Raw genomic sequence first — 22,271 nt, 5'->3', positions numbered from 1 at the left:
CCCGGATGCCGCGCACCGCAGCGCCGCATCCGGACGGGTGCCCCGCACCGACGCGGGGCCCGCCGACGCCCACCCCGAGGGTGACGGAGGCGGGATCGCACAGCGGGGCGAGGACGAAGGGGTACCACGACGATGTCGGACTCACCTGCGAAGACCGGGCTCACGCGCCGGCACTTCCTCGAGGTCAACGCCACGGTGCTGGCGAGCGTCGCGATCGCGACCGCGGTGCCGGGGGCCGCGCAGGCCCTGGTCCGCGCGCCGCGCGCCGAGGGCGCGCTCGACCTCGCCGCCGACCGCCCGGTCAGCGTCTCCTCGACGGCGCACGCCCCGACGCCGGCGCAGTTCGCCGTCGACGGGCTCGCCGAGGTGGGCGTGCGCGGATCCGGCTGGCGCGCCGCCGACGGCGCCGAGCAGTGGATCGCCGTCGACCTCGAAGGGTCATGCACGATCACCGGCGTCCGCCTGGTCTTCGAGGCCAAGGAGGGCGACAAGGCCTTCGTCGGCGCCTCGGGGGACAACCCGCGCGCGGGGACCGACGGCTCGGAGATCCTCTCCAGCTACGCCAGCTCCTTCCGGATCGAGACCTCGACGGACGGGAAGGCCTGGACGCCGGTGTACAGCACCACCTCGTCGACGGGCGGCGCGGTCGACGTCACGCTCGACGCCGCGGTGACCGCCCGGCACGTCCGGCTGACCAGCCTGCAGCTCTCGACGACCAACCCCCTCGGCCTCAACGGCTTCCAGGTCTTCGGCACGAGCGGCGCCGAGCGCCCCGACGCGACCGGCTGGACCCGCTGGGGCAGCGACGACACCCCCGCCCCGGCCCTCGAGGTGGCCGACGACGGCACCGTCCCCGTGGAGTCCGGGTGGCGGCTCACGCTCGACGACTGGGCCGGGCCGGACGACGGCGCGGCCCTCGCCACCGTCGGCGTCGACACCAGCGCGTGGCTGCCCGCGACCGTCCCGGGGACGGTGCTCGCCTCGCTGGTCGAGCAGGGTCACCTGCCCGACCCGGTGTTCGGTCTGGACAACCTCAACGTGCCCGAGGCGCTCTCCCGGCACGCCTGGTGGTACCGGCGCGAGCTCGAGGTCCCGGCCGCGCTGGACCGCAGCAGCGGGCGCCACGTCTGGCTGGAGCTCGACGGGATCAACCACCAGGCCGACGTCTGGCTGAACGGCACCAGCCTCGGCACCCTGGTTCACCCGTTCTCGCGCGCGGCCTACGACGTCACTCAGGCGCTCGCGGCCGCCGGCCCGCAGGCGCTCGCCGCGAAGATCAGCCCCATGCCGAAGCCCGGGAGCCCCGGGGACAAGGGGGAGGACGGCGCCTCGTACACCGACGCCGGCTCGGGCACGGTCAACCAGGCCTCGCCGACGTGGCTCTCGGTCACCGGCTGGGACTGGATGCCCGCCGTCCGCGACCGCGCGAGCGGCATCTGGAACCACGTCCGCCTGCGGTCCACCGGCGCGGCGCGGATCGGCGACACCCGCATCGACACCGCGCTGCCCGACCTGCCGGCGACGTCCACCGCCGAGCTGACGGTGACCGTTCCCGTGCACAACGCGGAGAGCGGGAGCCGCCAGGTCGAGGTGCAGATCGCCGTCGGCGGCGCGACCGCGAAGCGGACCGTCACGGTCCCGGGCGGCGGGACCGCGGACGCGACGTTCGCCCCGGCGGACTTCGCCGCCCTGCGCCTGCAGGACCCCGAGCTGTGGTGGCCCCACGGCTACGGCGAGGCGGCGCTGCACGATCTCGACGTGACGCTGCGCGTCGGCGGCACCACGAGCGACGAGCGCACGGTGCGGTTCGGCATGCGCCAGATCGACTACGACTACGACCCTCCCTTCGCGGTCGAGAACGGCAAGGACCGCGCCGAGCAGACCGTCGAGCTCGACCGGCAGACGGCGCGGTACCTGCGAATCGTGGGCGACAAGCGCTCGTCCAGCTGGGGCATCTCGATGTGGAGCCTCGCGGTCCGCGACAGCGCGGACGCGGCGACGGACCTGGCGCGGGGGGCGACGGCGACGGCGTCGTCCGTCGACCAGCCGGGGCACGAGGCGCCGCTCGCGGTCGACGGCGACCCGAAGACCCGCTGGTCCTCCGCCTACAAGGACGGGGAGTGGATCCAGCTCGACCTGGGCGCGGCGACGACGTTCGACCGGGTCGAGATCGCCTGGGAGTCGGCGCTCGCGTCGCAGTTCCGGGTGCAGGTCTCGAGCGACGGGAAGTCCTGGACGGACGTCACGAGCGTCGACAACGGGGCGACGCCGCTGCAGATCAGCGTCAACGGCGTGCGCGTCCTGTGCCGCGGCGGGAACTGGGGCTGGGACGAGCTCCTCAAGCGCGGTGCGGACGGCCGCATCGACGCGATGGTGCGCATGCACCGCGACATGAACTTCACGATGATCCGGGTGTGGCTCGGCACGAGCGACCGCGAGGAGTTCTACGACGCCTGCGACCGCTACGGGATCCTCGTGTGGAACGACTTCCCGCTCGCCTGGACCCTCGACCCGCCGGACCACGCGGTGTTCGTCGAGCAGTCGCGCGACACCGTCCTGCGCTACCGCTCGCACCCGTGCCTCGCGGTGTGGTGCGGCGCCAACGAGGGCACGCCGCCCAAGGAGGTCGACGACGGGCTGCGCAAGGCCGTGACCGATCTGACGCCGCTGCTGTACCACCCGAACTCGCGCGAGGGCATCGTCTCGGGCGGCGGGGCGTACTGGTACACCTCGCCCGAGGGCTACTACACCGGCGCCGGGTCGTGGAACAGCTTCGGCTTCCACACCGAGGTCGGGCTGCCGACGGTCTCCGTGGCGGCGAGCATGCGCAACCTTGTCGGCACGGGCCAGGAGTGGCCCCCCGGTGACGCGTGGTGGCTGCACGACTGGAGCACCAAGGGCGCGGCCAACCCGAACGGGTACAAGGACGCCATCGAGAGGCGCCTCGGCGCCGGGACGAGCCTGGACGACTTCTGCGCCAAGGCGCAGTTCGTCAACTACGAGAGCATGCGCGCCCTGTTCGAGGCGTGGAACTCGAAGATGTGGAACCCGTCGTCGGGCCTGCTGCTGTGGATGTCCAGCCCGGCCTGGCACAGCACGGTCTGGCAGACGTACGACTACGACCTCGACGTCAACGGCAGCTACCACGGGGCACGCAAGGCCTGCGAGCTGCTGCACGTCCAGGCGGACGCGACGGACTGGACGGTGCGCGCCGTGAACCAGACGAGCACCGCGCTGGAGGGCGCCTCGGTGACCACCGAGCTGTTCGGGTTCGACGGCACGCGCCTCGCCGACCCCCGGACGGACGACGGCGTCGACGTCGCCCCGTCGTCCTTCACCGCCCTGGCGAAGGTCGCGTTCGGCGCGAGCCTGCCGGCCGCCCACCTGCTGCGCCTGCGCCTGCACGACGCCGACGGCACCCTGCTCTCCGAGAACGTGTACTGGCGCTACCGCAAGGACACGGACATGCAGTCGCTCAACGACGTGGGCCGCACGACGGTATCCGCGGAGGCGACCTGGGACCGCGCGGACGGGACCGGGGCGGTCACGGTCCGCAACACGGGTGCCAGGATCGCCTCGATGGTGCGCGTGTCGCTGCGCGACCGTGCGTCCGGCGAGCGCGCCCTGCCGGCGTTCGCGAGCGACAACTACGTCTGGCTGCTGCCGGGCGAGGAGCGCACGCTCACGCTCGAGCACGCCGCCTGGACCGGTCGCGGCGGGGCGATGGACGTCGTCGTGGAGGGCTACAACCTGGCCACGACGACGACACCGGTCGTCACGGTCGACGTCGACCCGCGCAAGGTCGGCGCCCTCGCCTACCTCGCGGTGCGCGTGCTCAACGGGGGCGACGCCCCCGTCGACGTGACGGTGACGACGCCCTTCGGGAAGAAGTCCTTCTCCTCCGTCGCGCCGGGCAAGAGCGCCTACCAGTCGTTCAACACGCGCGGGGGCTCGTTCGAGGCCGGCAGCGTCACCGTGACCACGAAGGTCGCCTCCGGAGCGGCCGCCTCGATCACCGAGCAGGTCGCCTACCCGGCGTCCGACGCCTGACCGGCACCCGTCCGCCGAGACGTCGAACTCGGCCCCTGATTCTTCGAATCCAGGGGCCGAGCTCGACGTCTCGGCGGGTGCGTCTCGGGCGGCGCGTCCTCGTCGACGACCGCCGCCGCGAGCCGCGCGAGCTCGGCGCGACCGTCGTCGTCCAGCGCGGTGGTCAGCGCGCGGACCCGCCGCTCGATCTCGGCCTCGCCGGCACGCGCGATCTCGCGACCGGCGTCGGTGAGCGCGACCTGGACCGCCCGTCCGTCGCGGGTGGAGGGGGAGCGCCGCACGAGACCGCGGCGCTCGGCGCGGTCGACCAGCCCGGACGTGCTCGACCGGTCGAGGCCGAGGTGCTCGGCGAGCTCGCGCATGAGGGGCTCGCGGTCGCGCAGGATGCCGAGCATCCGGGTCTGGACGACGGACAGGCCGTGCTCCGCGGCGACGTCCGCCAGCTCAGCCTGCACGCGGAAGGAGAGCTGCACGAGCCCGTCCACCAGGCCGGTCGGGTCGGTCGCGTCGGTCATGACACCCAGGGTACTTGATCTAGTACGTGGCACGAACTATAGTAGTTCGTATCGCGTACTACTTCGTCTCCGAGGAGAGGCCCGTGACCACCATGCACGCCGCCGTCGTCAGCTCGTTCGACCGCCCGCCGCGCTACGAGGAGCACCCCGCGCCCGTGCCGGGCGACGGTGAGGAGCTCGTCACGATGCTCGCGGCCGGTCTGCACCCGCGCGTGCGCTCCGGCGCCGACGGCAGCCACTACACGAGCCGCGGCGCGCTGCCGATGGTCCCGGGGGTCGACGGCGTCGGTCGCCTCGCGGACGGGCGGCACGTCTACTTCGTCGCGGACGACTCGGCGGGCGGCACGATGGCCGAGCAGGCCGTCGTGGACCTGCGCCGCTCGGTCCCGCTGCCCGACGAGGCGGACCCCGTCGTGGTCGCCGCGGCGATGAACCCCGCGATGTCGTCGTGGGTGGCGCTGCGCCGTCGCGCCGGCTTCCGGGCCGGGCAGAGCGTGCTGGTCCTGGGCGCGACCGGCAGCGCGGGCCGGATGGCCGTGCAGGTCGCCCGCCACCTCGGCGCGGCGCGCGTCGTGGCCGCCGGCCGCGACGCGGAGCGCCTCGCGCTCCTGCCGGGCCTCGGCGCCACGGAGGTCGTCTCGCTCGTCGGTGACCCCGCGGAGGTCGCCGAGCGCCTCGGCGCGGCCGCCGGCGACGTCGACGTCGTCCTCGACTACACGTGGGGCGCCCCGACGGAGGCGGCGCTGCCCGCCGTCCTGACCCACCGCACCGACCGCGGCGCGCCCCTGGACTGGATCCAGATCGGGTCGACGGCCGGCGCCGACATCACGCTCCCGTCGTACGTCCTGCGCGCCGCGAACCTGCGGATCTTGGGCAGCGGCCAGGGCTCGGTCACCGCCGCCGGGATCGTCGCGGAGCTCCCCGCCCTGGTCGACGCGCTCGTCGCCGGCGCGCTGACGGTCGAGGCGGAGCCCGTGCCGCTGGAGCACGTGGAGGCCGCGTTCACGGCGCCCGCCGAGGGTGCCCGTCGCGTGGTGGTCACGATGTAGCGCTGCGTGGTGGGCGTGGCGCAGCGGCGGCGTCCGGACATGCCGCGGTGCTGGCGCAGGAGCTTCTTGACGGGTCTGCCCGCGGTCCCTACGCTCCTCGATATGACAGCGTTGTCGCCCCAGGCTGACGCCCCCAGGTCTCTCCGACCCGCCCGTGCCGCCCGGTTCCGCCGCGCGGCTCTGCCCACGGTGCTCGCGATGCTGGTGTCGGCCGTCGTGGTGCCGCTCGCCGCGCCGGCGAGCGCTGCCGAGGCCGCCGCTCCCAGCGACTACACGCAGTACGTCAACCCGTTCATCGGGACGGACGGCGACCACGGGCAGGACGGGCCGGGCGCCTTCGCTCCGTACGGGCTCGCCACCGTCACGCCGACGACGACGCCCGGCAACCACGTGGGGTACGAGTACACCGCGAGCGACCTCCAGGGCTTCACCAACCTCGCCCTCGACGGCGTCGGCGGCGGGGGTGGCGCCGGCGACGTCCTCGTCGTACCGACGTACCAGAGCTACACCGCGCGCCCCTCGACCAGCAGCTACGGCAAGACCATCCGGACCAGCGGGGGTGCCAAGGACGAGTCGGCCACGGCGGGCTACTACCAGGTCGGCCTCGACGAGTCCGGCAAGGACATCGACGCGCAGGTGACCGCAGCGACGCGGACAGGCGTCCACGACTACACCTTCGGATCCGCGGGCCACGCCGCCCTCGTCGTCGACCTCCAGCACACGGGGAACGGGCGCAAGGCGACCGACCTCGAGGTCGGGACGAGCCCGGACGGCAACACGACGCTCTCGGGTTCCTTCACCGGGTACTTCTACCGGTCGTCGTACAAGCTCTACTACTACGCGGAGACGACGGCCCCTGCCTCGTCGGTGCAGACCTGGGGCGCGGGCGGCCTCAGCTCCACCGCGACCACGCAGGACGGCACGGACATCGGTGCCGTGCTCAACTTCGACGCCGCGGCGGACGAGCACGTCGGCCTCCGCGTGACGCTCTCGCCCATCAGCACCCGGCAGGCGCGACGCGACGCGGCCGTCGAGGTCGGCGGGAAGTCGTTCGACCAGGTCCGCGCGGCGACGAAGGCGGAGTGGAACGACCGGCTGGGCAAGGTGGACGTCGACGCGACCACGACGAACGACCCGACGGGTGACCTCAAGACCCAGCTCTACTCGCACCTCTACCGGCTCGCCGACTCGCCGATGAACGCCACGTCGACCGACGGGACGTACCGCGGCGCGGACGGCGCCGTCTATCGGGCGGACGGGTACACGCACTACGACTCGTGGTCGCTGTGGGACGACTTCCACAAGTACGCGGCCGTCGCGTCCGTCTACCCGGACGTCTACCGCGACGTCGTGCAGTCGCTCGTCGACCTGTACGCGGAGGTCACGACGAGCGGCAAGGGCTCCGTCGCGAGCCTGCTGCAGTCGGTGCCGACGGTCCGCTGGGAGCGTGCCCCGGTCGTCGTGGCGGACGCGGTCTCGAAGGGGGTCCGGCTGCAGGGCCTCGAGAAGGCGTATCCCGCGCTCGTCGCGCAGACCGGAAGCCCGGCGAGCCTGACGAACCTCGACTCCGTCGACGGCGGTCTCCTCGGCTACTCCTACGACGCGTACGGCCTGTCGGTCATCGCCGGCGCGATCGGCAAGAAGGGCGAGGCCGTGCACTACCGCGACGAGGCCGCCCGCTGGGCGAAGGACTTCGACGCGGACGCCCTGAAGGACGACCCCCACGCGACCGCGGCCACCGGGGTCGCCGCCGGCGTCGACGACGTCGGCATGCTCATGCCGCGCTCGAGCAACAGCGACACGGCGAGCTTCACGACGAAGGACCCGGAGAACTACCCGAACAGCGGGCTCTACCAGGGCACGCCCTGGCAGTACAACTGGTACGACGCCCAGGACCTCGGCGGCATGGTCGACCTGATGGGCGGCCAGGAGAACGCCGCGAAGGCCGTGAACTTCTTCTTCGGCAACCAGGCCCCGGACGACTGCTCGCGCAACCTGCACCTGTACGCGAACGAGATCTCCGTGCACGCGCCGTTCCTCTTCAACGTCGTCGGACAGCCCGCGCAGACCCAGGACTGGACGTACCGCACGGTCACCGAGCCGGTGTGCGTGCGCTACAAGGCGGACGGCAACGGCGAGACGAGCCCGGCGAAGCGCAGCGTCTTCCAGAACGCCCCCGACGGGATGCTCGAGACGATGGACAACGACGCCGGCACGATGTCCGGGTACTTCGTGTCCAGCGCGATCGGCCTGTACCCCGTGATGGCGGGCGGCGACTCGTTCCAGATCACCACGCCGATCTTCGACAGGACGACGATCCACTACCCCGGTGGCAAGGACCTTGCCGTCGAGGCGCCCGGCGTCAGCGCGGAGAACCACTACATCCAGGACGCGACGCTCGACGGTCGGCCGCTGAACCGCACGTGGCTCACCGCCGCCGAGATGAACGCGGGCGGCGTGCTGCACTTCACGATGGGTTCGAGCCCCTCGTCGTGGGGCGCCGACGGCATCGACGCCGACTCGGTGAACGACCACGTCTCCAGCGCGCTCTACCACCCGTCGGACGACGTCGCGACGAGCACGCAGGTGTTCGACGAGGCCGCCGCGAACGACGGTTCGATCGACGACCCGGTCTCCGTGTCCGTGACCGGGGCGACGGTCGCCGGGGCGGTCGGCTCCGACCTGACCTCGCAGGTCACGGCCACAGGCGTGCCCGAGGGCCTCGCGCTCGAGGCGACCAAGACCGGCGCGAGCACCCTCGACCTCACGCTCGCCGGCAGGGCCGAGCGGCACCTCGTGGACGACTCGACCGACGACCTCGAGGTCACGCTCGGTGCGGGCGCCTTCTCCGGCAGCGCCCCGAGCGCCGACGACCGCGCGCTCGCGCTCAAGGTGCGCTTCGCCGGCTACGACATCACGCCGAGCACGACCGACGTCACGGCGGGGTCGGACGGGGCGGTGCGCAGCACCGTCGACCTCACCCTCAGCGGTGGTGTCACGTTCGCCGGCGCGACGGGCTCGGTGCTCGGCGCGAGCGCGGTCGCCTTCCCCGGGCTCGACCCCGGTGTCACCGCGCAGGTGAAGACGACCGGGCCGACCACCGCCGCGGTCACCTTCCAGGGGACTCTCGAGAGCACGTCGAGGACGCACTTCACGCTCCGGCTCGCCGACGCTGCGCTGGCCGGCGCCACGGCAGCCCAGGTGACGGGCGCCGGCACGACGGCGCTCGTCCCGTTCGTCCTGTCGCCCGCGTCCACGTCGCGCGCAGACCTCCAGGCGCTGTACGACGATGCGCGTCTGGTGACGGCGGACCACTACTCGGCGGCATCGTTCGCGGTCCTCGAGTCCGCGGTCGAGGCCGCGCAGGCGGTCCTTGCCGACGTCGCCTCGTCGGAGTACGAGCTCTCCACGGCGCTCGCGGTCCTGCAGGCCGCGAGCGACGGTCTCGAGATCGGCGGCGACGGCTACCGGCGTCTGGAGGCCGAGGACCACGACCAGTGGTCCGGTGGCACGCTGAAGACCGAGAGCGGTGGCAGCGGGACCGACGTCGGCGGCGTCGCTCCCGGGTCGTGGCTCGCCTACCGCGGGCTCGACTTCTCCCGGTCGACGCTCGCGTCGTTCGTGATCGACTACGCGCACAACCCCGGCACCGCGTCGGCGAGCTCCGCCGTCGAGATCCGCACCGGCTCACCGACGGGCCCGCTGGTCACCACGATCTCGCTGCCGACGACCGGCGGCTGGTCGAGCTACACCGCGCTCACCCATGACTTCACCGCCGACGAGGTCGCCGCGCTCGCGGGCAGCAACGACGTCTACCTCGTGTTCACCGGCAGGCTCGCCGCGGGCCAGAGCTGGGTGGCGAACGTGGACTGGGTGCAGTTCCAGGCGGAGGCGGACACTGCCGAGACCTCGAAGACCGTCCAGTTCGAGTCGATCCGCACCGGCTACGGCATGCTGAACGCCGCCGGCTCCGGCCTCGTCCCCGGTACCGACTACTCGGGTGCGGACCTCAAGACCGAGGCCGGGAGCGTGGGCGGTCAGCTCGCCGGCACGAAGGACGGCGCATGGGTCCGGTACCGGGACGTGGACCTCGGTTCGCGGGACGCCACGTCGCTCAGCGTGCGCTACGACGCCCCGACGACGAAGGTGGTCGACGGCCGGCTCGCCGTCCACGTGGACTCGCGGTCGGGCGACCCGCTCGTCGTCGTCCCCCTCCCGTCCACCGGTTCGGGCTGGGGCACGTACGGCACGACCACCGTCGCGCTCCCGGCGGAGCTCACCGGCCGCCACACGATCTACGTCGACCTGCAGAGCACGCCGACGGCGAGCCAGCCGTACGTCGGCAACCTGGACTGGTTCGCGCTGGGCTACGCCGTCGACAAGACGGCGCTCCGGGCGGCGATCGCCGAGTACAGCGACCGCACCTCCGACGGCGACCTGTACCTCGCGACGGACTTCGCGGTCTTCACCCGGGCGTTCTCCGCTGCTCAGGCGGTCGCCGCGGACCCGTCCGCCACGGCGGAGCGGGTCTCGACGGCGCTGCGCCGGCTGACCCTGTCGGCCGACCAGCTGCGGTGGAAGGTCGTCAAGCAGGTCGAGGTCACCGCGGTGAGCCGGTGCGTGGGTGCCAACGCCTACGTGGCGGTCCGCGCGAGCAACGGCGGCTCGACGCCGGTCGACGTCGTGCTGAGCACGCCGTTCGGCACGAAGACGGTCGCGGGCGTGAAGCCTGGAACGAGCGCCTACCAGTCGTTCAACACCCGCACCGGCACGCTCGAGGGGGGTACGGCCACTGTCACGGTGACCGCCTCGTCGGTCGGCACGGGAACCCAGCAGGCCACCTACGCCCCGGCGGGCTGCTGAGCGCGGCTCGCTACGGCGCGGCGCGCCTCGACCGTCGTGCGCGCATCCTCGGCCACGAGGTCGGCGTTGAGCCCGGCGCCCGCCATGAGCCCTTCGCCGGCGGAGACGACGACCATCGCGCTCAGGTCGCGCGCGTTGCCCGCGGCCCACACGCCGGGCACGTCGGTGCGACCCGTCGGGTCCGTCGGGATCATCCGGCCCATGGGGTGCTCGGTGAGCTGCCCACCGAGGCGCCCGTAGAGCTCGCCGCGCACGACGAACCGCGGTGCGACGACGAGCGCGTCGACCGCGAAGTCCTCCGCGGCGAGCCGGACGCTCAGCCCGGCGCCGTCCCCCTCGCCGGCCGAGCCGACCTGCTCGACCCGCCCGTCGACGACCCGCACGCCCAGCGCGGCGAGCTGCTCCCAGGTCTCGGGCTCCGGGTCGTCCATGCCGTCGAGGAACAGCGTCACGTCGTCGCTGAGCTGGCGGAACAGGAGCGTCTGGTGGACGCTCGCCGGCCCGGCGCCGAGCACGCCGATGCGCCGGCCGCGCACCTCCCAGCCGTGGCAGTACGGGCAGTGCAGCACGTCGTGCCCCCAGTGCTGGGCCAGCCCCGGGACGTCGGGCAGCTCGTCGACCAGTCCGGTCGCGAGGAGCAGGCGCCGGGCGCGCAGGACGGCGCCGTCCGCGAGCTGCGCCTCGAAGGTGCCGTCGGCGCCGCGGCGCGCGTCGACGACCTCCCCGGCGCGGACCTCGACGCCGTAGGCCTCCGCCTCGCGGCGGCCGGCCGCGAGCAGGTCCCGGGGCGCGACGCCCTCGTGCCCCAGCACGTTGTGCGCGCCCTCGGCGGGTGCGTTGCGCGGCTCGCCGGCGTCGACCACGACGACGGACCGCAGCGAGCGGGCCAGCGTGACGGCGGCCGCGAGACCGGCGGGGCCGCCCCCGACGACGACGACGTCGTAGCGGTCGGGGGGCGCCGTCGGGCCAGGGACAGCGTCGGCGGGGGAGGGCGTGGTCAGAGGTCCGCGGTTCATGGTCATGGCTCCACGCTAGACCGGTATTGCGTACATGACATAGACTCTTGCGTATGACGCAAGAGATGGACCTCGACGCCGTGATCCGCCAGCGCATCCGCGGTCTCCGCCAGGCCCGCGGCTGGTCGCTGGAGGCGCTCGCGTCCCGCTGCTTCCTCAGCCCGTCGAGCCTCAGCCGGATCGAGACGGGCGGGCGCCGCATCGCCCTCGACCAGCTCGTCCCGATCGCGCGGGCGCTCGGCACCACCCTCGACCAGCTCGTCGAGTCCACGGAGGACGAGGACGTCGTCATCCGTCCCGAGGCGGAGCACACGCCCGGGATGACGACGTGGCTGCTCTCGCGCGAGCGCGCCGTGCAGGGCGTGACCGTGGCCAAGATGCGGATCACCACCACGCGCCCGCGCCCCGACGCGCTCGGCGTGCACCCGGGGCACGAGTGGTTCACCGTGCTGTCCGGCGTCGCGCGCCTGCAGCTGGGGGAGCGGGTGCTGCTGGTCCGCGAGGGGCAGGCCGCGGAGTTCTCCACGATGGTGCCGCACGCCATCGACGCCCACGAGGGCCCGGTGGAGATCCTCACGATCTTCGACCACGACGGCGAGCGCGCCCACCTGCGGGGCGTCAAGGGCGAGGCGCCCGCTCACTCCCAGGAGAATGCGGGCGGGAGCACGACGACGACCACGGCGGCCCAGGCGGCGAGCACCGGCAGGTAGTCGGTCTGCCACCGCTCGAGCGCGGCGAACGCCCGCCGTCCGCGGACGAACCCGAGCGCGAGCCGGGCGGCCCGGGCGAGGTTCACCAGCAGCACCACGTTGAGCCCGATCGCCGCGACCTTGTTGGGGCTCGGCCCGAACTCGGCGATGCGGCCCGCCATGGACGCGAGCATGAGGACGTCGACCGCCAGGGCGCCGACGACCAGCGCGAGCTGGAGCCGGTCGAACGCCCCCGGCGGGTCGGCCGGCTCGCGCGCCGAGAGCGCGTAGAGGACCAGCCCGAGCACGAGCACGAGCATCACGTCGACGAGGATGAGGAGCTGGCGCTCGACGTCGACCCCCGGCCGCACGACCACGACGGTGACGAGGAAGACGAGCAGCATGAGCGTCGTCAGCGGGGTGAAGACGCGGGTGAGGACCGGCGCGATGTTCTCGACGACGCTCTGCTTGGCCTCCACGAGCCAGGCCGCGACGAGGACGGCGCCCGCCGCGCCGCAGGGCACCACCCACTCGGCCAGCACGGGGAACGCGTCCATGCCCATCGCCTCGAACCCTGCGCCGGTGAGGCCGACGAGCAGTCCGCCACCCAGCGCGATGAGCGTGAGGTAGACGACCCACTCGCCGGTGAACCGGACGAAGTCCATGCGTCGCCGGTCCGAGCGCCACTCGCCGCCCACGTAGGCGAGGCCGACCGCGAACCACAAGGCGACGGGCAGGTGGATCGCGACCAGCACGAGGGTCGCGCTGTCGGACGCCATCGGGTAGGCGTTGACGAGCACCGCGGCGAGCACGAACGGCGGCGCGAGCAGCCGCAGCCCGCGCGCGACGCCGAGCCCGCGGCTCCAGGCGAACCACCCGGCGAGGAACGGCCACACGAGCAGCGAGGTGTTGCGCAGGTAGAAGCCGGCCAGGGTGTCGCCGTCGAGGGGGAGCAGGGACGGCAGCTTCACGGCGAGGCCGGCGAGCACCGCCAGGACGAGGGCGACCCCGAGGCCGCGGCGCCCCTGGGGGCCGGACGGCTCGTCGCGCACGAGGACGAGCTGCTTCCACAGCCGGTCGGCGTGCTCGCGGGCGAACTCCCGGGAGACGTCGTCGAGCCGCCCCATGCGCCGCACGGCGACGAGGAACGCCTCGTCGTCCGAGAGCCCGGACGCCTCGAGGCCGTCGACCAGGCCCCGCAGGTGGTCCTCGAGCTCGTCGACGTCGGCGTCGCCGATCGCGCTGCGGCGCTCGACGTAGCGGCGCCAGCGGGCGATCTGCCCGTCGAGGTCGACGGGTCCGGCCGTGCGCTCCTCGGCGGCGCCCATCAGAGCGCCCCCGCCGGCGCCGGGCCCGCGAGGGTGCCGCCCGCGCCGTCGGCCGGGGAGGCCAGCTCCTGCCAGACCCGGCCCAGCGCGGCGGAGACGACCTCCCACTGGCGGCGGCGCTCGGCGAGCGCCTCGAGGCCCGCGGGCGTGACGGCGTAGTGCTTGCGGCGGCGGCCGGTGGGCGCCGCGCCCCACGACGACGTCACGTAGCCGAGACGGTCGAGGCGGTGCAGGAGGGGGTAGAGCATCCCGTCCGTCCAGGTCATGCGGCCGGCGGAGAGCTCCTCGACCCGGCGCAGGATCGCGTAGCCGTAGGACTCGCCCTCCGCGAGGATCGCGAGGACCAGGGGGGTGGCGGACGCTGCGACCAGGTCCTTGTCGACGTGCACGGGGGCCTCCGGAGGTGCGGTCTTGCGGGGGATCTATACATAGCACAACAAGGCATAGCGCCTCAAGGTACTGCGGCCTATCGTGAGCCGCATGGACATCGAGATCGTGGACGAGCCCACCCTGGCGGTCGCCGTGCGCCGCGCGACCCTGCCGATGGACCAGCTCCGGGGGTTCTTCGACTCCGCGTTCGGGGCCGTGGCCGCGGCGGTCGGCAGCAGCGACGGGCAGATCGCCGGCCCTGCGCTGTCCTGGCACGCCCGCATGCCCGCCGAGACCGTCGAGCTCGCGGGAGGCTTTCCCGTGTCGGGCCTGGCCCCGGGCCCCCTCGCCGACGGCGTGGAGGTCATCGAGATCGCGGGCGGGCGCGCCGCGATGGCCACGTACGTCGGGCCGTACGAGGGCCTCGGTGCCGCCTGGGAGACCGTGATCGGCTGGGCGGCCGCGCGCTCCGAGACGCGGCGCGGGGACCTCACCGAGATCTACCTGACCCAGCCGGTCCCCGGCGGCGACCCGGCGGCGAACGAGACGTGCCTGGTCCTGCCCCTCGCGTGAGACCTTGCGCGACGCCGGCCGAGGGGCCGGGGCGTTCGAGCAGCCGCCCGCACGGCTAGGCTCGGCGTCGTCCCGCTCCGTCCCCGGAAGGCCCCGCCGTGCGCACCTCCCGTCTCCTGTCCACCGCCGTCGTGCCCGCCGCGGCGGTCGTCGCCCTCCTGCTGGCCGGATGCTCGTCGGACGACGGCACGGGTGCCGCCGCCACGTCGTCGGGCACCGCGAGCGCGAGCTGCGCCCCGGGCGACCTGCCGACGCTGACGGGCGGCACCCTGACCGTCGGCGCGAGCGACCCCTACGAGCCCTGGTACGTGGGCGACCCGAGCAGCGGCAAGGGCTTCGAGTCCGCCCTCGTCTACGCGGTCGCGGACGAGCTCGGGTACGCGAAGGACGACGTGAGGTGGACGTCGGTGACGTTCGAGCAGATCGTCAGCCCCGCGATCAAACCGTTCGACCTCGCGGCCTACCAGACCACCATCACCGACGACCGCAAGAAGGCCGTCGACTTCTCCAGCCCCTACCTGACCACCCGGCAGGGCGTCATCGTGGCCGACGACGGGACGTACGCCGACGCGACGACGCTCGCCGACCTCAAGGGCGCCAAGGTCGGGGTGACGGCGTCGCAGACGTCGCTCGACGCGGCGAAGGCGGCGTGGGGGGACGACGTCGACGTGGTGCCGTTCAACGCCGCGGGCGACGGGATGACGGCGCTCAGCTCCGGCACGGTCGACGCGATGGTGATGGACGTCGACCAGGGCGTCGCCGCCTCGACCGTGTACTTCCCGGGCACCGCCGTGATCGGCACGCTGCCGCGGGTGGGCGAGCCGGAGCAGCTCGGCCTCGTGCTCGACAAGGACTCGGACCTGACGGCGTGCGTCTCGCAGGCCGTGGACACCCTCGACGAGAACGGCACGCTCGACGACCTGCGCACGACGTGGCTGCACTCCGACGACGTCCCCGAGCTCTCCTGAACGGGCGGGCCGGGCGGTGAGCGAGCAGGGCGGCGCGCCGCCGGGTCGGCAGGGCGGCGCGCCGCCGGGTCGGCAGGGCGGCGCGTGGGTCCCGTCGGAGCGCGCCGCCGCCCGCACGGCGTTCCGCCGGGCCCAGCGGCGCCGGGCGCTGCTCGTCGCGGGGGTGGCGACCGTCGTCGTCCTCGCCGCGGTGGTCTACGTCGTGACCACCGCCCCGGGCTGGGAGCGGGCGCGCGAGGCGTTCTTCTCCCCGGGGCGCGCGGTCGAGGTGCTGCCCGAGGTCGCGCAGGGGCTGTGGCTGAACCTGCGGGTGTGGGTCGTGGCGAGCGCCGTGGGGCTCGTCGTCGGGCTCCTGCTCGCGGTGGTGCGCACCTCCCGGATCCCGGCGCTGTTCCCCCTGCGGATGCTCGCGGTCGCCTACGTGGACGTGTTCCGCGGGGTGCCGCTGCTGCTCGTGCTGCTCCTGGTGGGGTTCGGCCTGCCGGCGCTGCGGCTGCCGTGGCTGCCCGTCAGCGCGGCGGTCCTCGGCGGGCTCGCGATCGTCCTGACGTACACGGCGTTCCTGGCGGAGATCTTCCGCGCCGGGATCGAGTCGGTGCACCCGTCGCAGGTGGCCGCCGCCCGCTCGCTCGGGCTGAGCCGCGGCCAGGCGGTGCGCCACGTCGTCCTCCCGCAGGCGGTGCGCCACGTGGCCGCGCCCGTGGCCGGGATGCTCGTCTCGTTGCAGAAGGACTCGGGGCTGATCTCGATCCTCGGTGCGGTCGACGCGATCCGCGCGGCGCAGATCGCGACGACGGGCGACTACAACTTCACGCCCTACGTCGTCGCCGGCCTGCTCTTCGTCGCGATCTCGGTGCCGCTGACCCGGCTGGTGGACGCCTGGTCGGCCCGCCAGGGCTGGCGCGGGCAGCTGAGCGGCGTCGCCGGTGCGGGAGCGCTGCGGTGAGCGCCGGGGTGAGCGCGCCCCTGCTGTCCCTGCGCGGGGTGCGCAAGACCTTCGGGACGGGCGCCGAGCAGCGCGCGGTGCTGGACGGGATCGACCTCGACGTCGCCGAGCACCGCTGCGTCGTGCTGATCGGGGCGTCGGGGTCCGGCAAGTCGACGCTGCTGCGCGTCGTCGACCTCCTCGAGGACGTCGACGACGGCCAGGTGCTGCTCGACGGGCAGGACGTCGCGGACCCGTGGGTCGACGCCGACGCCGTGCGCGCGCGGCTCGCGCTCGTCTTCCAGCAGTACAACCTGTTCCCGCACCTGCGGGTGCTGGACAACCTCACGCTCGCGCCGCGGGTGGCGCACGGGCGCCCGCGCGCCGAGGCGGAGGCGGAGGCGCGGCAGATGCTCGAGCGGGTCGGCCTCGCGCACAAGGCGCGCGCCTACCCGGACCAGCTCTCCGGTGGTGAGCAGCAGCGCGCCGCGATCGCGCGGGCGCTCGTCGGGCGGCCCGAGCTCCTGCTCCTGGACGAGGTCACGTCGGCGCTCGACCCGGCGCTCGTCGGTGAGGTGCTCGACCTGCTGCTCTCGCTGCGCTCCGAGGGGACGACGATGCTCGTCGCGACCCACGAGATGGGGTTCGCGCGCGACGTGGCCGACGAGGTGGTCTTCCTGCACGACGGCCGCATCCACGAGCGCGGCACGCCGCAGCAGGTGCTCGACGACCCGCAGCGCGAGCGGACCCGGGAGTTCCTGCGCCGGCTGCGCTGACGCCGGGTCAGCGCCGCGTGAGCTCGAGCACCGGGATGACGCGCGAGGTCTTGGCCTCGTAGCCCTTGAACCCCTCGGACATGGCGGTGAACCGCGCCCAGCCCGCGTCGCGGGCGTCGCCCTCGAGCTCGGTCACGTGCACGTCCACCGCGCCGTCCTCGGGCGTCTCGATGACCGTCTCCGGGTGCGCGAGGAGGTTGTGGTACCAGTCCGGGTTCTTGTCGCTCCCGGCTGCCGACGCCGCGAGCAGCCAGGTGTCCGGCGAGGTGCGGACGGCGGCGAGCGGGTTGACGCGCTCCGTGCCGCTGCGCGCGCCGCGGTGGTGCACGAGCACGAGACCGCGGCCGAACCCGGCTGTCTCGACGCTGCCCCCGTTCGCCCGGAACTCGTCGATGATCTGCTGGTTGAAGTCCGGCACGGTGGTTCTCCTGTCGCGGGTGATGAAGCCTCTCGCGGGGGGAACGCATCCGGTGGAACGGTATTCCGCGCGCCGCCTTCCGTCGGCGGTGCCTCGAACCCGTGTTCCACTGATCGGCACACGCGGTGCCGCTCGGCGGCAGTTCTTCCTAGCCTGGAGAGACTGACCAGGAAAGAAGGAACGATGATACCCACCGGGTTGATCGACGTCCACGCCCACTTCGTCACCGACCGCTACGTCGCGGCGGCCCGCGCCGCCGGGATCGAGCACCCCGACGGCATGCCGGCGTGGGCGACGTGGTCGCTCGAGGAGCAGCTCGAGCTCATGGAGCGGGGCGGCATCGCCAAGGCCTACCTGTCGATCTCGTCCCCCGGGGTGCACCTCGGTGACGACGCCGCCGCGCGGGACCTCGCGCGCGAGGTCAACGAGTTCGGTGCCGGCCTGCGCCGCGAGCGCCCCGACCGGTTCGGCCACTTCGCCTCCCTGCCGCTGCCCGACGTCGACGGTGCGCTGGCCGAGGCCGTGCACGCGCTCGACGTCCTCGGCTCCGACGGCGTCGCGATCGAGACGAACGCGCACGGCTCCTATCTGGGGGACCCGGCGAACGAGCCGCTGTGGGAAGAGCTCGACCGCCGCGGCGCGCTCGTCTTCGTGCACCCCACCTCGCACCCCGGGGTCGAGGACGTCTCGCTCGGCCGGCCCCGCCCGCTCATGGAGTTCCTCTTCGACACCGCCCGGGCCGCGAGCGACCTCGTGTTCGCGCGGGTCCTGCTGCGCTACCCGAACATCCGGTGGGTGCTGACGCACACCGCCGGCGTCCTGCCTTTGCTCGTCGACCGGATGGACACGTTCCGACCCATCCTTCTGCCGGACTTCGTCGACGACCCGTCGGTGCGCGAGCAGCTCGGCGGGATCTGGTACGACATCGCCGGTGCGCCGTTCCCCCGCGCGGTCCCCGCGTTCGAGGCCGCGTTCGGCACCGACCGCCTCGTGTACGGCAGCGACTACTGCTGGACCCCGCTCGAGGCGACGCTCGCCCAGGTGCGCTCGATCGACGCGGCCGAGCCGCCGTCGGACGGCGACACCTGGCGCGACCTGACCGGGCGCAACGCGACGCGCCTGCTGGGTCGATGACCGCGGCCGTGCGCCAGGCCGGCGCGATGGACGAGATCACGGCGTGGCACCTCGACCGCCGGGGCTACCCGGTGAGCACCGACATGCTCGGCGACGACCGTCCCGAGGAGCGCGACGCCTACTCCGCGCGCACGCTGGAGTGGCTCGACGAAGGGAGCACCCGATGACCACCACGCTCTTCACCGACGTCCGCGTCTTCGACGGCGACGGGCTCACCGAGCCGGCCACCGTCCTCGTGCGCGACGGCGTGATCGCGGCCGTGACGCCGGGCGGCTCGCCCGCAGACCTGCCCGACGGCGCCGTCCCCGAGGACGCGGAGAAGGTCGCCGGCGAGGGGGGCACCCTCCTGCCGGGCCTGATCGACGCGCACCTGCACGTCAACGGCCGCAAGGACCTCGACGCGCTCGTGCAGCACGGCGTGACCACCGGGTTCGACATGGCCTCCTGGCCGGCGGAGCTCACCGCGGCGATGCGCGCCGAGCAGCACACGGCGGGCATGATCAGCGCGGGTTTGCCGTTCATCGGGCCGGCCGGGCCGCACTCCCACTTCGGGATGCCCGACGGCGCGGTCGTCACCGACCCGGCCGACGTCCCGGCAGGCGTCGCCCGTCGCGTCGGGGAGGGCTCGGACTGGATCAAGGTCGTCACCGAGGACCCGGGCCAGGGCGGCCCGGAGCCGGAGGTCGTCGCCGCCGTGGTCCAGGCCGCGCACGCGGCGGGCCGACGGGTCGTGGCGCACGCCAGCCACCTCGGGGCGTTCACGATGTCGCTCGACGCTGGCGTGGACGTCCTCACGCACGTGCCCACCGAGGCGGCCGTGGACGCCGACGTCGCCGCGCGCATGGTCGAGGGCGCCCGGATCGCGATCCCGACGCTCAGCGTCTCGAAGACCCTGACGTCGATGCGACCGGCGCCGGGGGTGAGCTACGACAACGCCCGGGCGTCCGTCGCCGCCATGCACGAGGCCGGGGTACCGGTCCTGGCCGGCACGGACTCCGTCGACCAGCCCGGCGTACCGTTCTCGATCCCGCTGGGCTCCACGCTGCACCAGGAGCTCGTGCTGCTCGTCGACGCCGGCATGACGCCGGTCGAGGCGCTCCGGGCGGCCACGAGCCTGCCGGCCGAGCACTTCGGTCTCGCCGACCGGGGGGCCGTGCGCGAGGGCCTGCGCGCCGACCTCCTGCTGGTCGGCGGGGACCCGACGAGCGACATCACCGCGACGCAGGACGTGCGCGGGGTATGGGTCGGGGGGGAGCGGCTGCGCTGAGCGCGCCGGGGGCGCCGGGCGTCAGAGGGTGACCGACGTGCCCACGAGCACCAGCTCGGAGGTGTGCGTGCCCGCGACCCCGACGCCGCCCGGGCGCGGGACGAACCCGGGCAGGTCCTCGAGGCCCTCGCCACCGCCGAAGAGCCGCAGGTCGAGCGGCGCGGCGGCGTGCGTCGTCAGCACGACCTCGACGCCGTCGGCCGGCGGCGCGTAGAACCGGGCGTCGAGGTGCCCGCCCTCGACGGGGACCTCGCGCCCCGCGACCGTGGCGGTGTCCACGCCGCCGCCCACCACGTCGACGTACCGCACCTCGCGGCCCGGGCGCAGCCGGAAGGTGACGGTGCGCTCTCCGGCTGCGGTCTCGTCGGAGACCACGCGTGCGCTCGGGACGGGCAGGTCCGCCGCCGTCGCGGGGCCGGTCCACACGTCGCCGGAGACCATCGGGAACTCGGCCGAGACGTCGGTCTGCTCCGTGACGTAGCGCGACGTCCAGGGGCTCGGGCTCCCCTCGGCGGAGATCCACCGCGCCTGGCCCGTGTCGGCGTCCAGCGCGTACATGAGCTGGGTCGGCTCCGGGTGGGCATCGTCGAAGCGGTCGACGACGAGGCCCGTCGCCGTCGCCGCGACGGCCAGGGCCGCGCACGCGCCCACGAGCGCCGCCCCCGCCCGGCGCGCGCCGGGCAGGACGAGGGCGAGCACGGGCACCACGGCGACGCCCAGCAGCGCCGCGCACACGGCCGGTGCCGCGCCCGTCGCGAGGCCGAGCGCGGGGAAGAAGAGCAGGGTGACGGGCACGAGGACGAGGACTGCGACGCCGGCGCCGACCGTGACGGCCGCGACCCGCCCGCGGGCGTCGCGCACCCGCGCGGCGACGAGCCCGGCGGCGGCCCCGGCGAGGGCCGGCAGCGTCGCGAGGTACGCCCCGCCCGGGGTGAACGCCGCGAGCGCGACGCCGACGAGCGCGAGCCAGGCGAGCCCGCCGACCGCGAGCGCGGGCGCGCCCAGGCGCCGGCGCAGCGCGACGAACCAGCCGGCGACGACGGTGGCGACGACGCCCAGCAGCGCGACCCGGAACCACCCGGGACGCCACGGGTCGAGCATCTCGCCGTAACCGGGCCGGACCGCGACGAGCAGCATCCAGAACAGCTGGGCGGCGACCGCCGAGCCGAGGATCGGCACCAGCGCGGACGCGAAGCCCCAGGCGAGGCGGCCCGGCGTCGTCCCCCCGCGGCGCAGCGTGACCGCGCCGAGCGCGGCGACCCCGAGCACGGCCAGCGCGGCGAGCGGCCACACGAGCCAGCCGGGGTAGCGGGCGAGGAGGTCGCCGGGCAGCGGGAAGTAGGTGGAGTCGGTGGACGACGGCGTGGCGAGGGCCGCGGCGTCGGCGTCGCCGAGGCTGCGGACCAGGGCGAGGGCGTTGGACCCCTCGTGCTGCAGGCTGGCGAGGTCCATGGTCCCGGGGCGGTCCTGCGGTGCGTGGTAGACCGCGGACCCGTCGATGTAGGCGGTGTTCAGGCCGGTGAACCGGTCGGCGTCGAGGAACGGGGAGAAGTCCGTGTCGTTCGGCAGGATCCGGTAGACCTCGACGGCCATGGACGTGCCGACGGGGTAGGGCACCTTCGCGTACTCGGACACGAGCGCGGCGTTGCCCCGCGAGGTCTCGAACATGATGGCGGGGCCGGAGGAGCCGCGGGCCTCGAAGTTGAGCACGATCCCGCCGTCCGACGCGCGCGGGTCCGAGTGCTCGAACGCCTCGGCGCCGCACAGGCAGGCCTCCTCCGCGTCGGTGAAGACGAGGACGACGTCGTTGCGCAGGGCCGGGCCCGTGGTGAGCGCGCGCACGGTCTCCAGGAGCGTGGAGACGCCCGCGCCGTCGTCGTTCGCGCCGTGCGAGACCTCGGCGGAGTCGTAGTGCGCGACGAGGAAGACCGGGGCGGTCGGGTGCGTGCCGGGCAGGGTCGCGACGACGTTCTCCACCCGGGCGACGCGGCTCTGGTCGCCGAGGCTGCCGTCCTCGCCGACGGAGTCGGTGACCTCGGGGTCGAGGCCCAGCCCGGTGAGGGTGGCCACGACGTGGTCGCGCACCGCGGTGAGCGCTGCGGAGCCGTGCGGGTGGACCTCCTGGCCGATCTCGCGCACGTGCGCGAAGGCACGCTCGGCGCTGAACTCGTCCGCCGGGGCGTCGGCGGCCACCGGCGCCGGCGGGCGGACCGCGAGGACGGCGAGGAGCGTGAGGACGGCGAGCAGGAGGAGGCCGGCGAGCGTCGTCGCTCGCGTGCGGGGCTGTGTCACCGGCGAAGGGTACCCGTCCCCGGGTACGACGCCGGACAG

17 protein-coding genes are annotated in these 22,271 nt (G+C 74.0%); 11 read left to right on the top strand and 6 right to left on the bottom strand.

Going from position 1 to position 22,271, the window contains the following annotated elements; all coding sequences use genetic code 11:
• Positions 1-132: 132 nt before the first annotated feature.
• Positions 133-4,050, top strand: coding sequence for a discoidin domain-containing protein (locus EDF32_RS09140; RefSeq protein ID WP_123308223.1), 3,918 nt, complete (start codon positions 133-135; stop codon positions 4,048-4,050).
• Here EDF32_RS09140 and EDF32_RS09135 read toward each other — a convergent pair.
• The gene (locus EDF32_RS09135; RefSeq protein ID WP_123308222.1) at positions 4,029-4,565 is read right to left on the bottom strand and encodes a MarR family winged helix-turn-helix transcriptional regulator; all 537 of its coding nucleotides are present in this window, start codon (positions 4,563-4,565) and stop codon (positions 4,029-4,031) included. The two genes, EDF32_RS09140 and EDF32_RS09135, sit on opposite strands and share 22 nt — an antisense overlap.
• A gap of 92 nt (positions 4,566-4,657) precedes the next feature.
• Here EDF32_RS09135 and EDF32_RS09130 point away from each other — a divergent pair, with 92 nt between their 5' ends.
• The gene (locus EDF32_RS09130) at positions 4,658-5,614 is read left to right on the top strand and encodes a zinc-binding alcohol dehydrogenase family protein (protein WP_123308409.1); all 957 of its coding nucleotides are present in this window, start codon (positions 4,658-4,660) and stop codon (positions 5,612-5,614) included.
• Positions 5,615-5,812: 198 nt separating this feature from the next.
• The gene (locus EDF32_RS09125; RefSeq protein ID WP_158614080.1) at positions 5,813-10,477 is read left to right on the top strand and encodes a GH92 family glycosyl hydrolase; all 4,665 of its coding nucleotides are present in this window, start codon (positions 5,813-5,815) and stop codon (positions 10,475-10,477) included.
• Here EDF32_RS09125 and EDF32_RS09120 read toward each other — a convergent pair.
• A complete protein-coding gene (locus tag EDF32_RS09120) occupies positions 10,456-11,499 on the bottom strand; it encodes an NAD(P)/FAD-dependent oxidoreductase (RefSeq protein ID WP_233565829.1) in 1,044 nt (347 codons plus the stop codon). The two genes, EDF32_RS09125 and EDF32_RS09120, sit on opposite strands and share 22 nt — an antisense overlap.
• A gap of 47 nt (positions 11,500-11,546) precedes the next feature.
• On the opposite strand from EDF32_RS09120, the gene EDF32_RS09115 reads away from it, so the two are divergent.
• Complete coding sequence (locus EDF32_RS09115) at positions 11,547-12,203, top strand: helix-turn-helix domain-containing protein (protein ID WP_123308220.1); 657 nt, start codon at positions 11,547-11,549, stop codon at positions 12,201-12,203.
• Here EDF32_RS09115 and EDF32_RS09110 read toward each other — a convergent pair.
• Together EDF32_RS09110 and EDF32_RS09105 are read right to left on the bottom strand one after the other, a co-directional pair.
• Positions 12,131-13,510 carry a permease prefix domain 1-containing protein gene (locus tag EDF32_RS09110; RefSeq protein ID WP_123308219.1) on the bottom strand — a complete coding sequence of 460 codons (1,380 nt, stop codon included), beginning with the start codon at positions 13,508-13,510 and terminating at the stop codon, positions 12,131-12,133. The two genes, EDF32_RS09115 and EDF32_RS09110, sit on opposite strands and share 73 nt — an antisense overlap.
• Positions 13,510-13,899: a PadR family transcriptional regulator gene (locus tag EDF32_RS09105; protein ID WP_123308218.1), complete on the bottom strand. Its 390-nt coding sequence runs from the start codon at positions 13,897-13,899 to the stop codon at positions 13,510-13,512. The genes EDF32_RS09110 and EDF32_RS09105 overlap by 1 nt, the downstream gene beginning before the upstream one ends.
• Before the next feature lie 91 nt (positions 13,900-13,990).
• Here EDF32_RS09105 and EDF32_RS09100 point away from each other — a divergent pair, with 91 nt between their 5' ends.
• From EDF32_RS09100 to EDF32_RS09085, 4 genes are all read left to right on the top strand, one after another.
• Complete coding sequence (locus EDF32_RS09100; RefSeq protein ID WP_123308217.1) at positions 13,991-14,452, top strand: GyrI-like domain-containing protein; 462 nt, start codon at positions 13,991-13,993, stop codon at positions 14,450-14,452.
• A 98-nt stretch (positions 14,453-14,550) separates the two neighbouring features.
• Entirely contained in the window at positions 14,551-15,420 is an 870-nt protein-coding gene (locus EDF32_RS09095; protein WP_123308216.1) for a transporter substrate-binding domain-containing protein, read from the top strand.
• A gap of 16 nt (positions 15,421-15,436) precedes the next feature.
• Positions 15,437-16,366 (top strand): amino acid ABC transporter permease, encoded by a 930-nt coding sequence (locus tag EDF32_RS09090; RefSeq protein WP_123308215.1) that lies wholly within the window; start codon positions 15,437-15,439, stop codon positions 16,364-16,366.
• The gene (locus EDF32_RS09085) at positions 16,363-17,121 is read left to right on the top strand and encodes an amino acid ABC transporter ATP-binding protein (protein WP_123308214.1); all 759 of its coding nucleotides are present in this window, start codon (positions 16,363-16,365) and stop codon (positions 17,119-17,121) included. The genes EDF32_RS09090 and EDF32_RS09085 overlap by 4 nt, the downstream gene beginning before the upstream one ends.
• 7 nt (positions 17,122-17,128) lie before the next feature.
• On the opposite strand, the gene EDF32_RS09080 is transcribed toward EDF32_RS09085, so the two are convergent.
• On the bottom strand, positions 17,129-17,539 hold the full coding sequence (locus EDF32_RS09080) for a nitroreductase family deazaflavin-dependent oxidoreductase (RefSeq protein ID WP_123308213.1): 411 nt from the start codon (positions 17,537-17,539) through the stop codon (positions 17,129-17,131).
• 183 nt (positions 17,540-17,722) lie between these two features.
• Here EDF32_RS09080 and EDF32_RS09075 point away from each other — a divergent pair, with 183 nt between their 5' ends.
• Genes EDF32_RS09075 through EDF32_RS09070 form a run of 3 tightly spaced genes read left to right on the top strand, consistent with a single transcriptional unit; the run spans position 17,723 to position 19,940 of the window.
• Positions 17,723-18,673 (top strand): amidohydrolase family protein, encoded by a 951-nt coding sequence (locus EDF32_RS09075; RefSeq protein ID WP_123308212.1) that lies wholly within the window; start codon positions 17,723-17,725, stop codon positions 18,671-18,673.
• Positions 18,670-18,840: a hypothetical protein gene (locus EDF32_RS14580; RefSeq protein ID WP_158614079.1), complete on the top strand. Its 171-nt coding sequence runs from the start codon at positions 18,670-18,672 to the stop codon at positions 18,838-18,840. Before EDF32_RS09075 ends, EDF32_RS14580 begins: the two co-directional genes overlap by 4 nt.
• On the top strand, positions 18,837-19,940 hold the full coding sequence (locus EDF32_RS09070) for an amidohydrolase family protein (protein WP_123308211.1): 1,104 nt from the start codon (positions 18,837-18,839) through the stop codon (positions 19,938-19,940). The genes EDF32_RS14580 and EDF32_RS09070 overlap by 4 nt, the downstream gene beginning before the upstream one ends.
• A 21-nt stretch (positions 19,941-19,961) precedes the next feature.
• Here EDF32_RS09070 and EDF32_RS09065 read toward each other — a convergent pair whose 3' ends face one another.
• Positions 19,962-22,232 (bottom strand): M28 family peptidase, encoded by a 2,271-nt coding sequence (locus EDF32_RS09065; protein ID WP_123308210.1) that lies wholly within the window; start codon positions 22,230-22,232, stop codon positions 19,962-19,964.
• Positions 22,233-22,271: the final 39 nt, after the last annotated feature.

This window comes from Cellulomonas sp. PhB143, assembly GCF_003752595.1.
Classification (GTDB): Bacteria; Actinomycetota; Actinomycetes; order Actinomycetales; family Cellulomonadaceae; genus Paraoerskovia.
This window is presented reverse-complemented; position numbering and strand designations above follow the sequence as displayed.